The organism is Mesorhizobium loti R88b (genome assembly GCF_013170845.1).
GTDB lineage: Bacteria > Pseudomonadota > Alphaproteobacteria > Rhizobiales > Rhizobiaceae > Mesorhizobium > Mesorhizobium loti_B.
The window spans coordinates 1,499,730-1,512,692 of the sequence record NZ_CP033367.1 but is presented as its reverse complement, the minus strand read 5'-3'; the positions used below and the strand labels follow the sequence as shown (position 1 = coordinate 1,512,692).

At 62.0% G+C, this 12,963-nt stretch carries 17 protein-coding genes; 5 read left to right on the top strand and 12 right to left on the bottom strand.

The features are described 5' to 3' along the window. Positions 1 to 126: 126 nt before the first annotated feature. Entirely contained in the window at positions 127 to 609 is a 483-nt protein-coding gene (gene ybgC, locus EB235_RS07360; protein WP_027031613.1) for a tol-pal system-associated acyl-CoA thioesterase, read from the bottom strand. 180 nt (positions 610 to 789) lie between these two features. Here ybgC and EB235_RS07355 point away from each other — a divergent pair, with 180 nt between their 5' ends. Continuing rightward, a complete protein-coding gene (locus tag EB235_RS07355) occupies positions 790 to 2,040 on the top strand; it encodes a glycoside hydrolase family 5 protein (RefSeq protein ID WP_027031614.1) in 1,251 nt (416 codons plus the stop codon). A 15-nt stretch (positions 2,041 to 2,055) separates the two neighbouring features. On the opposite strand, the gene EB235_RS07350 is transcribed toward EB235_RS07355, so the two are convergent. The 8 genes from EB235_RS07350 to EB235_RS07315 all read right to left on the bottom strand — a co-directional run bounded on the left by EB235_RS07350 (position 2,056) and on the right by EB235_RS07315 (position 7,469). After that, positions 2,056 to 2,952: a metallophosphoesterase gene (locus EB235_RS07350; RefSeq protein ID WP_027031615.1), complete on the bottom strand. Its 897-nt coding sequence runs from the start codon at positions 2,950 to 2,952 to the stop codon at positions 2,056 to 2,058. A 159-nt stretch (positions 2,953 to 3,111) separates the two neighbouring features. Beyond that, a complete protein-coding gene (gene ruvB / locus EB235_RS07345; protein WP_027031616.1) occupies positions 3,112 to 4,149 on the bottom strand; it encodes a Holliday junction branch migration DNA helicase RuvB in 1,038 nt (345 codons plus the stop codon). A 43-nt stretch (positions 4,150 to 4,192) separates the two neighbouring features. Next, entirely contained in the window at positions 4,193 to 4,813 is a 621-nt protein-coding gene (gene ruvA / locus EB235_RS07340) for a Holliday junction branch migration protein RuvA (protein ID WP_027031617.1), read from the bottom strand. A gap of 51 nt (positions 4,814 to 4,864) precedes the next feature. Next, entirely contained in the window at positions 4,865 to 5,284 is a 420-nt protein-coding gene (locus EB235_RS07335; RefSeq protein WP_027031618.1) for a type II toxin-antitoxin system VapC family toxin, read from the bottom strand. After that, positions 5,262 to 5,531: an AbrB/MazE/SpoVT family DNA-binding domain-containing protein gene (locus EB235_RS07330; protein WP_027031619.1), complete on the bottom strand. Its 270-nt coding sequence runs from the start codon at positions 5,529 to 5,531 to the stop codon at positions 5,262 to 5,264. The genes EB235_RS07335 and EB235_RS07330 overlap by 23 nt, the downstream gene beginning before the upstream one ends. Positions 5,532 to 5,587: 56 nt before the next feature. Next, entirely contained in the window at positions 5,588 to 6,097 is a 510-nt protein-coding gene (ruvC, locus tag EB235_RS07325) for a crossover junction endodeoxyribonuclease RuvC (RefSeq protein WP_027031620.1), read from the bottom strand. Positions 6,098 to 6,171: 74 nt separating this feature from the next. Continuing rightward, the gene (locus EB235_RS07320; RefSeq protein ID WP_027031621.1) at positions 6,172 to 6,705 is read right to left on the bottom strand and encodes a DUF1465 family protein; all 534 of its coding nucleotides are present in this window, start codon (positions 6,703 to 6,705) and stop codon (positions 6,172 to 6,174) included. A 383-nt stretch (positions 6,706 to 7,088) separates the two neighbouring features. Beyond that, positions 7,089 to 7,469: a hypothetical protein gene (locus EB235_RS07315; protein ID WP_027031622.1), complete on the bottom strand. Its 381-nt coding sequence runs from the start codon at positions 7,467 to 7,469 to the stop codon at positions 7,089 to 7,091. 331 nt (positions 7,470 to 7,800) lie between these two features. On the opposite strand from EB235_RS07315, the gene EB235_RS07310 reads away from it, so the two are divergent. Next, the gene (locus EB235_RS07310) at positions 7,801 to 8,352 is read left to right on the top strand and encodes a DUF2269 family protein (protein ID WP_027031623.1); all 552 of its coding nucleotides are present in this window, start codon (positions 7,801 to 7,803) and stop codon (positions 8,350 to 8,352) included. A gap of 14 nt (positions 8,353 to 8,366) precedes the next feature. Here the strand turns inward: EB235_RS07310 and EB235_RS07305 are convergent, their stop codons facing one another. The 3 genes from EB235_RS07305 to EB235_RS07295 form a co-directional block, all read right to left on the bottom strand. Further along, positions 8,367 to 9,137 carry a sulfite exporter TauE/SafE family protein gene (locus tag EB235_RS07305; RefSeq protein WP_027031624.1) on the bottom strand — a complete coding sequence of 257 codons (771 nt, stop codon included), beginning with the start codon at positions 9,135 to 9,137 and terminating at the stop codon, positions 8,367 to 8,369. Positions 9,138 to 9,226: 89 nt separating this feature from the next. Next, positions 9,227 to 9,955: a class I SAM-dependent methyltransferase gene (locus EB235_RS07300; protein ID WP_027031625.1), complete on the bottom strand. Its 729-nt coding sequence runs from the start codon at positions 9,953 to 9,955 to the stop codon at positions 9,227 to 9,229. Positions 9,956 to 10,022: 67 nt separating this feature from the next. After that, positions 10,023 to 10,481, bottom strand: coding sequence for an Lrp/AsnC family transcriptional regulator (locus EB235_RS07295; RefSeq protein ID WP_027031626.1), 459 nt, complete (start codon positions 10,479 to 10,481; stop codon positions 10,023 to 10,025). A 131-nt stretch (positions 10,482 to 10,612) separates the two neighbouring features. Between EB235_RS07295 and EB235_RS07290 the strand changes: the two genes are divergently transcribed. From EB235_RS07290 to EB235_RS07280, 3 genes are all read left to right on the top strand, one after another. Next, positions 10,613 to 11,497 carry a DMT family transporter gene (locus EB235_RS07290; protein WP_027031627.1) on the top strand — a complete coding sequence of 295 codons (885 nt, stop codon included), beginning with the start codon at positions 10,613 to 10,615 and terminating at the stop codon, positions 11,495 to 11,497. Positions 11,498 to 11,631: 134 nt separating this feature from the next. Next, entirely contained in the window at positions 11,632 to 12,213 is a 582-nt protein-coding gene (locus EB235_RS07285; RefSeq protein ID WP_027031628.1) for a hypothetical protein, read from the top strand. Positions 12,214 to 12,314: 101 nt separating this feature from the next. After that, a complete protein-coding gene (locus EB235_RS07280) occupies positions 12,315 to 12,962 on the top strand; it encodes a thiamine phosphate synthase (protein ID WP_027031629.1) in 648 nt (215 codons plus the stop codon). Position 12,963 lies beyond the last annotated feature (1 nt).

Below are 12,963 nucleotides of genomic sequence, written 5' to 3'. Positions count from 1 at the left end.
AGGATCGCGCCAATCTTCGCCAATCTCTTCATGAACCGTTATGGTTAAGGATGGGTTAGTAAATAAGGCGCGGCGCATTGCCGCGCCCAATGGCGGGGCAAGTGCAATCGCCTACGCGCAATCCGCCTAATCGGCCGTCGGTAGTGCCTTGGGCATGAAGGCTATGACCCATTCCTTGGGAAAGCGCCTCGGCCGACCATTCTCGCCGATGATCGCCGCCTCGACCTTGGCTTCCAGCAGCACTTCGTCGCCGCGCTTGAGCTGCTGGGCCATGAAAATACGCGCGCCGGAAATGGTGTCGGTGCGGGTGTCGACGGTCAGGATATCGTCGATGCGGGCAGGGATGCGAAAGTCGATCTCCATGCGGCGCACCACCCAGACGATCTTTTCGCCATGCTTGCCGTCGGCGAGTTCCGTGTGATGGACACCGGTCAGCCTGAGATAGTCGGAGCGTCCGCGCTCGAGAAATTCGAGATAGCGCGCATGGTAGACGACGCCGGAGAAATCGGTGTCGGCATAGTAGACCCGCGCCATCAGCCGGTGGCCGAATTCGGTCAGCGCCCCGGAAATCCCGGCCAGCGATGTCGCCGATTCACCATGATCGTCCATTGCGCTTCCTTTTTCAGTCGCGGCAAGGCACCAGTTTTGCGCGTGACCTAGAGCATGATCCCGAAAAGTGGGAACCGGTTCTCTCGGACAAACGGTTTCCGTTTGTCCAGAGAGCATGCTCCAGCAAAGAAATAGATCATGATGACGATTCAACCAAACGCCATCATGATCTAACATCGGATGGCACTGTTGACGGCGATGATCAAGGGTTTGATGGCGGCGGTGCTTGTGCTGGTGGCCTTGGCGCTGCCTGGCCAGGCGGCGACTTTCTCCATGAAACGCGGCCTCAATCTCGACCAGTGGGTCACCTGGCCCGGCGAAGATCAGTGGGGCGACGCCAAGGCGATCCTGCCCTATCCGGAATGGCGCAAGTCCCTCAAGGAGGACGATCTCAAGGCGCTGAAGGAAGCGGGCTTCGATTTCCTGCGTATGCCGGTCGATCCCTCGCCTTTCCTGTCCGACCAAACTAAGGCGCTACGCGACGACCTCTACGCCAGCGTGCTGGACTCGGTGCGCATGATCAATCGTGCCGGCCTGAAGGTCATCGTCGACATGCACCTGATCCCGGCCGGCGGCAGCCGCAAGATCGGGATGGCTGAGGTGATGGACGACCCGCAGACCTTCGACCGCTATGTCGACATGGTGCGCAAGATGGGCCGCACCCTGGCCGGCGAGGATCCCCAAAAAGTCGCCTTCGAATTGATGAACGAACCGATCGTCGACTGTGACAGCGACGGCACCAGCCTGTGGCCAGACCGCCAGCAGAAATTGTTCGCAGCGGCACGATCATCGGCGACAAAACTGACCCTGATCCTGACAGGCGCCTGTTATTCCGCCGCAAGCTCTCTGGAAAAGATCGATCCGAAGACGGTCCCGGACGACAACGTCATCTGGACCTTTCATTCCTATGATCCATTCCTGCTCACGCATCAGGGCGCGACCTGGGCCGGCGACTTCATCCCCTATGTGACCGGCCTGCCCTATCCGCTGACGGCGGTGCCCAAGGCGCAGCTCGACGTGACGCTCGACACCATCCGCGCCCGGATCAAGGCCGAGGCGCCATGGACACGGCAGAGTGGGCTGCTTGCCTATCTCGATGAACAGGTCGCCAGCATGGACAGCCCCGACAAACTGCTCGGTCTAATGGATACGCCGTTCAAAAAGGTCGAGGCATGGGCGAAGGCCAACGGCATCAAGCCGGAGAACATCACGCTGGGCGAGTTCGGCATGATCCGCCAGGAATACGGCAACGCCTATGTGATGCCGGCCGAATACCGCGCGGCCTATGTCAAGGACATGATCACGCGCGCCGAGGCGCACGGCTTCTCCTGGTCGGTGTGGAGCTATGGCGGCGCCTTCGGCATCGTCGACGCCTTCAATGGCGACAAGGCCGAGCCGGATGTGCTGGACGTAATCCGCTCGCTTCCCTGAGAGCTATTCTTTAAATCAACCGAGATCGATCTGTAGGATTTCCGGCCGCACGCCGAAGCGCACAGGCATGATGGAGAAGCCGAGCCCGCCCGAGACGATCAGATTGCGATCGTTCTCGACGACATGGCCATAGGCATAGCGATTGCCGAAACGCGACGGGACAACAGGTGAATAGCCGAACAGCCGCACCTGCCCGCCATGGGTATGACCGGACAAGGTTAGCGACACCCGCCACGGCACGGTGGCAAAAATGTCGGGCTCATGGGCGAGCAGGATGATAGGCGCGGTGTCGCTGACCTTGGCCAGCGTACCGTCGAGATCGTCCAGCCCCGTCAATCCGGGGCGCTCCTTGGTCGGCAGCAGGGCCTGCTGGTCGGCCAGCCCGGCAATCCACACGCCGTGCCCATCCTTGTCCAGGCGCACGACATCGTTTTCCAGCACCGGGATGCCGACCGCCTCCAAAGCCTTGCGCGCTATGGTTGGACCGGCTCCGGCCCGCTGCGCGAAGCCGTCATGCCACCAGTCATGGTTGCCGAGGATCGAATGCACGCCGAGCGGCGCCTTGAGGCCCGACAAGGCCGACGCCCATTGCGATGGCGTCACCGGCCCCGTCACCATGGGCATGCCGGAGATAAAATCGCCGAGCAGGACGATCACGTCCGGCTGCAGCGCATTCGCATCCTGGACAAACGAGGCGATCCGTTCCGGTGTCATCCACGGCCGGCAGGCATGGATATCCGCAAGGGCCACGACCCGCAGCTTCAGCCCCTCCGGCCAATGCGGCGGCGTCAGCGCATAGCGCTTCACATGCGTCAGCAGCATCGGCTCGATGCCGACCGCATAGGCGCTGAACGCGGCAACCGACAGGACCGACCCGCCGACGAAGCGCAGGAACCCGCGTCTGGTTATCATTCTATGGCTCCGGCACGTGGATCGCGGCGGCATGCCGCGAGACAGCGCCGATAAAATCCACGATTGCGCCGGCAAATCGACAAAGACGAGCAGATTCGGCGCAAGACGTTCACGGATGCTTGATCACTGATCTGGATCCCCAGCCTGATCGCTTGGCGGCTATTCTTCCTGGAACAGGTTGATCTGCTGCTGCGCCAGGTCCTTCGGCGCGTCGAGGCCGAGGTGCCGCCAGGCATTGGCTGTCAGCATGCGCCCACGCGGCGTGCGCTGGATGAAACCCTGCTGGATGAGATAGGGCTCGATGATATCCTCGATGGCGTCGCGTGGCTCGGAGAGACCGGCGGCGATCGTCTCGATGCCGACCGGCCCACCGCCGAAATTGCGCGCGATCATGCCGAGATAGCGCCGGTCGAGTGCGTCGAGGCCGAGCGCATCGACCTCAAGCCGGGTCAGCGCCTCATCGGCGATCCGGCGGTCGACATGGCCGTCGCCGGCGACCGAGGCGAAATCGCGCACGCGGCGTAACAGCCGGCCTGCGATGCGCGGCGTGCCGCGCGCGCGCCGCGCGATCTCGAGCGCGCCGTCATCGCCGAGCGGCATTTGCAGGATGCGGGCGCCGCGCCGCACGATCTGCTCGAGTTCCTCAACCGTGTAGAAGTTGAGCCTCACCGGAATGCCGAAACGGTCACGCAGCGGATTGGTGAGCAAGCCGAGACGTGTCGTGGCGGCGACGAGAGTGAACTTGGCAAGGTCGATCTTGACTGAGCGCGCCGCCGGCCCCTCGCCGATGATCAGATCGAGCTGGAAATCCTCCATCGCCGGATAGAGGATTTCCTCCACCGCCGGGCTCAGCCGGTGGATCTCGTCGATGAACAGCACATCGCCTTCTTCGAGATTGGTGAGGAGTGCCGCGAGGTCGCCAGCCTTGGCGATGACCGGACCGGAGGTCGAGCGGAAATTGACGCCAAGCTCACGCGCCATGATCTGCGCCAGCGTCGTCTTGCCCAGCCCCGGCGGGCCAACAAACAGCACATGGTCGAGCGCCTCGTTGCGGCCCTTGGCGGCCTCGATGAAGACTTTGAGGTTGGCCCGCACCGCCGCCTGGCCGACGAAATCGGCAAGCGTCTGCGGCCGCAAGGTCTGCTCGGCATCCTCGCCGCGTTTTTCCGGAGCAATCAGGCGGGGCGGCAGGCTCATGCCGCCTCACTCGCATATGGCCCCGAACTGGACAAGCGAGCGCTCACCGCGCCAGTTCCTTCAGCCCGAAGCGGATCAGCTTCGGCGCGTCCGCGCCCTCGCCCGCTGTCTTCAGCGCGGCCGCCACGGCATTGGCAGCTGTATCGCGGGAATAGCCGAGATTGACCAGGGCCGAAACGGCGTCGGTGATCGGCGCCGGCGCCACGCCTTCGCCGAGCTCCTGCTTCAGGCCGATGGCGCCAGAGGCCGAACCCGCATAGGCCGGCGCCTTGTTCTTCAATTCGGTGACGATGCGCTCGGCCACCTTCTTGCCGACACCGGGCGCGCGCGAAACCATGGCGATGTCGCGCAGCGCTATGGCATTGGCGAGATCGGCTGGCGTCAGCGTCGACAGGATGGCCAGCGCCACCTTGGCACCGACGCCCGGCACATTGTTCATCAAGAGCCGGAACCACTCGCGCTCGAGCTGCGACTGGAAGCCGTAGAGCCGCAGCATGTCCTCGCGCACATAGGTCTCGATGAACAGCACCACCGCTTCACCAGGCGAAGGCAGTGCGGCCAATGTGCGTGCCGAGCAATAGGCTACGTAGCCGACGCCATGAATGTCCACGAGGCAGTGGTCTTCGTCGATCTCGTCGAGCGTGCCCTTGAGCTTGCCGATCATGCCAGATCTTTCATCGAAGATGGGGCCTTCATGGGTGTGTTTCCGGAGACTTCATGGGTGTGTTTCCGGAGAGATGATATCGAGGTCGGGGAAATAACTGCGGTAACGCGCGGCGTCGCGTGTCAAAAGACGATGCCCCGCAACGCTCGCATGAGCGCCGATAAAGAAGTCCGGCAAGGTTCTTTCGCGAACACCGCCGGCCCGGCGATAGCGGGAATGCGTGACGCCCGCAAGAAACGCTGCGTCCCAAGGTACAAGTTCGCGATCCATCTCGAGCATGTCGACGGCTTTTCGAAGCGCCGTCTCCGTGGAGATCAGCGGCGCGAGCTCAGACCAGATGATTGTATTTAACACCAAGGCACCGTCGCGGCGGCATGAAGCGATCGCAGATGCCGACCATTCTTTCAGCGGCCCGGCCGGTCCCCAGACGTCGATCAGGACATTTGTGTCAATCAACGTCGAGATCTTCACGCGGCCCCCTCAACCACTCCATGTACTGATCGGTGGTCATGCCTCCCAGATCCAACGTCCCCGCCATCCGGTCAAGGACGTCGTTGAACCTGCGCAATTTCTCCTCCTGGGAGAGGTTCTCGTTGACGGCAACCAACTGAACGCCCCCGTCGGTAGCCACGAATTCCACCTCGGAACCCGGACCGATGCCCAGATGGTCCCTTATCGGCTTGGGGATTGTAACTTGCCCCTTGGTGGTGACGCGCATGGTAATACCTCTGCGGTATTACTTATCCTTTCAACGTGAACAAGTCAAGAACATCGCTAGCCGGCCAGCGCCATACGGTAGGCGACACTCTGCCGGTGATGCGCGTGGCAAATCGCAATAGCCAGCGCGTCGGCGGCGTGTTCGGTGTCGAACGTCGCTTTCGGCAGCAGCACCTTCACCATCATGTGGATCTGCTTCTTGTCGCCATGGCCGACGCCGATGACCGCCTTCTTCACCGCATTGGGCGCATATTCGGCGACGACGAGGCCGGCCCGCGCCGGCACCAGCATGGCGATGCCACGCGCCTGGCCGAGCTTGAGCGTCGCCACGGCATCCTTGTTGACGAAGGTCTGCTCGACGGCCGCCTCGTGTGGCATCGCCGTATGCAGGACTTCGGCGAGCCCGTCATGCAACTGGCAAAGCCGTGTCGCCAGCGCCGCCTTGTCGTCGGAGCGCACGGTGCCGGAAGCTATGAAGCGCAAGGAATTGCCGAGGCTCTCAACGATGCCCCAGCCGGTGCGCCTGAGCCCCGGATCAATACCGATAATGCGAATCGCTTCCCCCATCCGGCGAGTTTACCTCCGGCGGACAGCGATGCCAGCGAAATGTGAACAAACCGGAAACGAAAGGCCGAAAGATCTCAACCCCGAGCAAAAGCCGTGTTGAGCAGGCTGATCTGGTCGGAAACCGGATTGGGCCGGCGGCCTATGGGCTGCATGTCGACCACGGCGCCGGCGCCGTAGATCTCGTCATCCATGCGGCGCACCAGCGCCTGCAGGCGAAGCGAGCGGTTGACGAGGTCGAGGAAATCCTTGGGCAGTTCAGCCCAGCCGGCGGCTTCATCATGGGCGGAAGCGGTGTCGAGACGCACCTTGGACTTTTCCGAAGCCACCTGGTCGCGGGTCATCTCGCCGGAATTGGCCGCACGCTGCAAAAGTAGCCAGGAGGCGACCTGCATCAGCCTGGTGGTCAGCCGCATCGATTCGGCCGCGTAGAGCGTGGCCGCCAGCCGAGACAGTTTCTTGGCCTCGGCGCGGCCCTTGCCGTCGAGATATTCGGCGGCCTGTTCAACCAGGCCCATGCCTTCCTGGTAGAGCGGTTTGAAGGAGTGCGAAAAAACCCGACGTTCCGCCAGCTTCACGGTTTTCGCACTGCCCTTCGAAGGCTCGTTCATTGAATACGCCCCTGCACTTGCAACCGGCCGATTCGGCTCACTGCCGATACACCCGGAACCCTATATGACTGAAGCTTGAAAATGCGCTTCGCGGGGGGTGAAGGCAAGCACATGTTTAACAGAAGGTTAACGGCCATTCGTGGTCTGGGCTGTCGCCGGAATCCGGACAAAAAAAGAGCCGCGGATAAGGCGGCTCTCAGGAGTTTAACAGGGAGGCGTCAAACAAAGTGGCTCCAACCACTCGGTAAGAATCCAGATCACTGGATGAACATAGTAAACACTTGTAAAGCTTAATGAAGCCTTAACGGCACCGATGTTTTTGACCGAATGCCGCATTTCTGTGCCGTAACAGCACAGTCCCAAGAGCCCTCTCGGCCTCCGGCTCAGGCCTTTTTCCACACGACAGGCAGGGCGATAAAGGCAAACAGCAGCATGCCCGCATAGAAGCCGATCGAGGCGATTCCCAGCAGCGGCTCTATCCCCGGATTGCCGGCGAGCAGAATGTAAAGGCCGATCATGAGCCCGATGCCGCTGATCGCCGTCAGCCAGAAGTGAACCTTGGCGAGCACCTTTTGCCCGGCGGCCGGAAACAGATGGTAGAAGAAAGCGAAGACCGCCGACATCAGCCATCCCGCCACCATCGTGTGGGCGTGAGTCGGCATCTGGCCATGGTCTTCGCTGATCGCCATGTGGATACCGAGCGCCATGCCGCACAAAGCATAGATGATCGCCAGCGTGAAGAAATTCCGTGCTACCCCTTGCATGTCTGTCCCCTCGAATTGCCTTTTCCCGTTTTCGGGAATGCGTTGATCGTCAGGCGATCCTGTCGCCACCGGGCTCCCGGCGTCGGCGCACTAGCATCGTTAGTGTTTCAAGACGATGTCGCGCCAACCCGCCCGACGCATGTGACAATAACAGAAAACCCGGCGGCACGTTTGCCATCTCAACAGCTCCATGCGTTGGCCGACGCTGAAACAGAGCGGGCTTTTTCGCGGCATCGTTCCGAAACAGGCACGGCGCTAAACGCTCGGTCATCGAAATGGCGGGCACGGGTGCCTGCGTCGCCCTCCAACGTCGGGGACCGGGGAGACAACCATGGACTGGTATTCCATCGTCAAACTGCTGCACATTCTCTCGGCGACCCTTTGGGTCGGTGGTGGCTTCACGCTGATGGTGGTGGCGACGCTGGCCGATCGGGCCGGAAACATCCCGGGAACTCTGCAGGCGATGCGCGCCACCGGCGAGTTGGGCAACAAGTTCTTTGCGCCGATGTCGATGCTGACACTGGCCTTCGGATTGGTCATGTGCTGGTTCTGGGCCGGCTTTTCGCAATTGTGGATCCTGATTGGCCTTGCCGGCTACGCCATGACCTTCTGCATCGGCATGTTCGTCTTCAAGCCGACCGCCGACCGCATGGCAGCGATGGTCGCCAGGGATGGCGTGACCCCTGCAGCACTTGCCTACGGCCAGCGCATCTTGCGGGCCGCACGCTTCGATTATGCGGTGATGCTAGTCATCATGTCAGACATGGTGCTGAAGCCGACCTTGCACGACTTCGCCGTCCTGGCCGGCATGGTGCTGGTTCTTGCAGGGGGTGTCGCGCTGGCGCTTGGCCGACCACGGCGCCTGGCGCCCAGCGCCGCCTGAATCTGCATCAGTATCTAGAGAAGACCGGCGATACCGTCCCAGAGCAGCTTCAACGCCACCACCGCGACCGTGGCGTAGGTGAAGGGATAAAAAATCTCCGGCCGCATGCGCCGCACCAGCCAGGCACCGGCGATGGTTGACAGCGGCGCCAGCGGCATCAGCACCGCCGACGCCGTCAGATTGGCGGTGTCGAACTGGCCAAGCGCGAAATAGGGCACCAGCTTCAGCGCATTGGTGGCGGCAAAGAAGATCGCGGATGTGCCCGACAGCACCTTCGGATCAAGCCGGATCGGCAGTGCATAAACCTGGAAAGGCGGGCCACCGACATGGGCGACGAAGCTCGTGAAGCCGGCGACGGTGCCCCAGAGCGCAGCCGCCAGACGGTTGGGTTCGGCCACGTGATCGGAGCCATGGCGAAACTGCAAATAGAGCCAGCGCAGCACGAAGATGATGGCCACCGCGCCGACGATCAGCCGCACCGCCTCCTCGGTGACCAGTGCGGCCGTCAGCCAGCCGAGGCCGATGCCGATAACAGCGCCCGGCATCATGTCGACCAGCATCTTCCTGTCGTAGACGCCCCACCACGTCCACACCGAGACGATGTCCATCAGGCACAGGATCGGCAGCAGGATGGCGGCCGCCTGCACTGGCGGGATGGTCAGCGCCATCAGTGGCACGCCGACGAAACCGACAGCGCCGCCGAAGCCGCCCTTGGACAGGCCGACCAAGATGACCGCAGGGATGGCGGCCGCATAGAACCACGGATCGAGAAGCAGGCCTGACATGGATGGGACTGGTCCGGAGGGAAGGGCGTCGATGCTTGATAACCCAGAACAACGTCTTGGGCGACTGGAAATCCCGGCCAGCGCCTGCCCTATCGCCGCGCCGAGACCAGCAGGAACATCGGCCGTTCGAGCTCTTCCGCCAGTTCCGGTTTGGCCGCGATCTGGGCGTCCGTCGGGCGGAATTCCTCGACATGCCCGATCGTGAAGCCGGACTGGATCAGCGTGTTGAGCGTGGTACCGAGGGTGCGATGATGTTTCACCACGCCCTTGGCCAGCCAGTCGGTCTTGCGCGGGCCTTCCAGCAGATACTGGTCGACGGGCCATGTCTTGCGGCCCTCGGCATCGATCGCCCAACCAGGCCTGCTGGGAGCCATATAGATCGGATGTTCCGTCGAGAAGACGAAATGCCCACCGGGCGACAGCGCCCGATGCACCGTCCTGAACAGGCGCGCAACGTCATCGACATAGTGCAGGGCAAGCGAACTGTAGGCGAGATCGAAACCGTCTTGCGGCAGGCTGAGCTGGTCGAGATCGGCCATCTCATAGGTGATGCCGGTATCCGGACCGGCGGCACGCGCGCGGGCAAGCATCTTTTCCGACAGGTCCAGCCCAAGCATCTGGCTCGCCCCGTGCTCATGCGCCCAGCGGCAGAACCAGCCGAAGCCACAGCCGAGATCGACAACCCTTAAACCCCCGACTTCAGGCAGCATCGCGCGCAGCGCCGGCCATTCGGCAGCACCGTCCAGGCCTTCGATTGACCGGCCAAGCCGGCTGTAGCCCGCGAAGAAATCCGGCTGGTCGTAGATATTCTGCGCCATATCTTGCTCATCCTTCAGCCAGTCATCTGGCAGACTGAAAGCGCCTTTCCACCATGGCCATGCGGAGTCAAGACGATGAGGCCGACGGCGACCCGAGCGGCGGCGGCCGCCGCCGGATCGGCTGCGCCTTGATGATGGCGGTGCTGGTCTCGGCCTTGTCGGCGATGCGGTCGAGAATGCCGTCGAGGTCGCCGATCGAGCGCACGAACAGACGGGCGACGAAACAGTCGTCCCCCGTCACCTTGTCGCATTCGCCAAACTCGGCAATCTCCTCGATCAGCTTCTGCACGATGTGCAGCTTGCCCGGCAAAGGCTTGATGCGCACGATCGCCTGCAGCGTATAGCCGAGCGCCAGCGGATCGATCTCGACCGTGAACGCCCGGATGACGCCGCGCTCCTCGAGCCGCCTAAGCCGCTCCGAAACGCTTGGAGACGACAGTCCGACCTGGGCAGCCAGATCCTTCAGCGAGGTGCGTGCATCCCTCACCAGGATTTCGAGGAGACTTCGGTCGAGATCGTCAAGCATCTCAGATTTCCCATCCATTCGGAGAAAACACCTAATATAATTAGGCTATTTGTCCATATCACCTTTTCCATGAGATGGAAAGTGCCCGCATCGCATGAGATTATACCGCCTCAACTGAACCAGAGGCTATCATGAACGAAACGGTACGCGGCACGGTCGAAATGTCATCAGCAATGGCGATCCTGGGAACGATCGGATGGTTCGTCATCATGTCCGGCCAGCCGATCATGGATGTCGTGTTCTGGCGCTGCGCCTTCGGCGCGGTAACGTTGCTCGTCATCTGCGCTTGCCTCGGATTGCTGCGCAACAGGCTGTCGCTGCGGGTCATCGGCCTCGCCGCACTCGGCGGTGCCGCCATCGTCATCAACTGGCTGCTCCTGTTCAGTGCCTTCTCTCGCGCGTCGATCTCGATCGCCACCGCTGTCTACAACACCCAGCCCTTCATGCTGGTCGGCTTCGGCGCGCTCTTCTTCGCCGAGCGGCTGACCCTGACCAAGCTGACCTGGCTGGCCATCGCCTTCGCCGGCATGGTGCTGATCGTCGAGGCCGCCCCTGACGCCGGCGATGTCGGCACCAATTATTTTGCCGGCATCCTGATGGCCCTGGCCGCTGCCTTCTTCTGGGCCGTCGCGGCCATCGTCACCAAGAAGCTCAAGGGCACGCCGCCGCATCTGATCGCGCTCATCCAGGTCTGCGTCGGTGTCGTCATGCTGGCGCCTTTCGCCAATCTTACGCATCTTCCCGTCGATCCATGGAGCTGGGCCATGCTGGCGACGCTGGGCGTCGTCCACACCGGCCTGATGTACATACTGATGTACGGCGCCATCCAAAAGCTGCCGACGCATCTGCAGGGATCGCTGTCCTTCATCTATCCGGTCGTTGCCATCCTGGTCGACGTCACCGCCTTCGGCCATCGCTTGCATCTAAGCCAGGTCGCCGGCGCCGCTTTGATCCTGACGGCGGCGGCCGGCATGAATCTCGGCTGGTCGCTGTGGAAGTCGAAAGTGCCGGCATAGCGTTCTCGAACGTTGGATAGCTGCAACGATACTTTCGAACGCATGGCCTCGAGGGCGGATAACATGTTGCTGACTTGCGCGCCAATCCTGGTCCATGCGATGTGGATGCGGGCACAAAGCAACGGGGTGACCGAGTGGCGATCGGAACTTTCCAGGGACGGCTCTTGCCGCGCGAACGCATCCTTTGGAGTGGTATTCCCGCGCAAGGCATATTCTTCACCAGTCGCGATATGTTTCTCATACCGTTCAGCCTGCTCTGGTGCGGTTTTGCAATCTTCTGGACTTATACCGCGACGAGGCAAGGTGCGCCGCTTTTCTTCGATGCATGGGGAGCAATGTTCATCTGCATTGGGCTGTTCTTCGTCTTTGGCAGGTTTGCGGTCGATGCGTGGTTCAGACGACGTATCTCTTATGTGGTCACCGACAAGCGCATTCTCATCATGCGCACTGCTCCTTTCGCCAGCTTCACATCGATTGATCTGGAGCGCCTTCCCGACATTCAGCTGACCGGAGAGGGAGAAAAGCGCGGCAGTTTGCGCTTCGGCGCGGCCGCATCGTTGTTCGGAAGTTCGGGCGGCTGGTCCCAGTCTCGCTATCAAAGTTTTGCCAGCTGGTCGCCGGCTCTTGACCCGGTTCCGCAATTCCTTGGCATCGAGTATCCGTCGAAAGTTTTCGACGTCGTCATGAAAGCCCGCAATGCTCTCCGTCCTGCCTGATGTCGACTGAAAGCTGACGCCTGTTCAATTCCGGCAGTTTGCTCTATGCCGCAATCCAACCATCTTCGCCCGGCATAGGCGAAACCCGGGATCGAAGAACCATGAATGACGCAACGCCCCCAAACCGCTGCCGCATCGTGCTGATCGCGCCGCCCGGCGTGCCGGCCGCTCGCATCGTTACTGCATTCGACGGCGGCGATATCGCTTCGCTGATCCTGCCCGAGAACGGCATGGACGAAGCCTCGTTCCAGGCTTTCGCCGAGCAGATTGTGCCTTCGGCGCAGGCCGCGGGCGTGGCCGTCGTCATCGCCGGCGACACCCGCATTGCGGGGCGTGTCCAGGCCGACGGCATCCATGCCGAGGTCTCCAAGGCTGAGCTTGCCGAAACGATCGAGCATTTCCAGGCGAAAATGATGGTCGGTACCGGCGGCGCCAAGACGCGTGACGATGCGCTTGAGCTTGGCGAGACGCGGCCCGACTACATCTTTTTCGGCCGCTTCGGCTACGACAACAAGCCCGAGCCACACCCGCGCAACCTGTCGCTGGGACGATGGTGGGCTGACATGATCCAGATCCCCTGCATCGTCATGGCCGGATCCGACCTGGCTTCCGTTGAGGACGTGGCCGCGACCGGCGCCGAGTTTGTCGCGCTGTCGAGTGCGGTGTTCGCCGACGGCGTCGATCCGCAAGCCGCGATCGCCCGGGCCAATGCGCTGCTCGACGAAACCGCGCCGCGCTTCGAGGATTGAC

Bases quoted from the DNA above. Each gene is read 5' to 3' on its own strand.
- ybgC (WP_027031613.1), bottom strand. From the start codon at position 609: ATGGACGATCATGGTGAATCGGCGACATCGCTGGCCGGGATTTCCGGG.
- EB235_RS07355 (WP_027031614.1), top strand. From the start codon at position 790: ATGGCACTGTTGACGGCGATGATCAAGGGTTTGATGGCGGCGGTGCTT.
- EB235_RS07350 (WP_027031615.1), bottom strand. From the start codon at position 2,952: ATGATAACCAGACGCGGGTTCCTGCGCTTCGTCGGCGGGTCGGTCCTG.
- ruvB (WP_027031616.1), bottom strand. From the start codon at position 4,149: ATGAGCCTGCCGCCCCGCCTGATTGCTCCGGAAAAACGCGGCGAGGAT.
- ruvA (WP_027031617.1), bottom strand. From the start codon at position 4,813: ATGATCGGCAAGCTCAAGGGCACGCTCGACGAGATCGACGAAGACCAC.
- EB235_RS07330 (WP_027031619.1), bottom strand. From the start codon at position 5,531: ATGCGCGTCACCACCAAGGGGCAAGTTACAATCCCCAAGCCGATAAGG.
- ruvC (WP_027031620.1), bottom strand. From the start codon at position 6,097: ATGGGGGAAGCGATTCGCATTATCGGTATTGATCCGGGGCTCAGGCGC.
- EB235_RS07320 (WP_027031621.1), bottom strand. From the start codon at position 6,705: ATGAACGAGCCTTCGAAGGGCAGTGCGAAAACCGTGAAGCTGGCGGAA.
- EB235_RS07315 (WP_027031622.1), bottom strand. From the start codon at position 7,469: ATGCAAGGGGTAGCACGGAATTTCTTCACGCTGGCGATCATCTATGCT.
- EB235_RS07310 (WP_027031623.1), top strand. From the start codon at position 7,801: ATGGACTGGTATTCCATCGTCAAACTGCTGCACATTCTCTCGGCGACC.
- EB235_RS07305 (WP_027031624.1), bottom strand. From the start codon at position 9,137: ATGTCAGGCCTGCTTCTCGATCCGTGGTTCTATGCGGCCGCCATCCCT.
- EB235_RS07300 (WP_027031625.1), bottom strand. From the start codon at position 9,955: ATGGCGCAGAATATCTACGACCAGCCGGATTTCTTCGCGGGCTACAGC.
- EB235_RS07295 (WP_027031626.1), bottom strand. From the start codon at position 10,481: ATGCTTGACGATCTCGACCGAAGTCTCCTCGAAATCCTGGTGAGGGAT.
- EB235_RS07290 (WP_027031627.1), top strand. From the start codon at position 10,613: ATGAACGAAACGGTACGCGGCACGGTCGAAATGTCATCAGCAATGGCG.
- EB235_RS07280 (WP_027031629.1), top strand. From the start codon at position 12,315: ATGAATGACGCAACGCCCCCAAACCGCTGCCGCATCGTGCTGATCGCG.